At 52.9% G+C, this 276-nt stretch carries 1 protein-coding gene; it reads right to left on the reverse strand.

Annotation, left to right across the window (positions count from 1 at the left end; genetic code table 11):
- Positions 1-276, reverse strand: a 276-nt coding sequence (locus tag E0L21_RS24865) for a DUF3304 domain-containing protein (RefSeq protein ID WP_131413851.1), incomplete at both ends; no start/stop codon positions are given.

Raw genomic sequence — 276 nt, forward strand, 5'->3', positions numbered from 1 at the left:
ACCGCAGACATCCTGACCGTTATAGTCGGGTACCGGGACGATTTTGCTGTGCTGACGATTCTGAGCTTTCATTTTTTTAGCCCAAGCAAGATATTTTTCATCATCGCCAAATCCAGGGAAACCTTCGGTATCCCCCACCCCACTTTCCCAGTCAATACGCACCGTCATACCCGACCTCCAGCGGGCGGGTACGCTGTAGCAGCAGCCTCCACCGCCGCCCTGAAACGGACCAATAATGTCGATACCCGACTGGTTATCCACGCTGAAGTGGTTAAT

The sequence above is a fragment of the Kosakonia quasisacchari genome, from assembly GCF_004331415.1.
Lineage (GTDB): Bacteria > Pseudomonadota > Gammaproteobacteria > Enterobacterales > Enterobacteriaceae > Kosakonia > Kosakonia quasisacchari.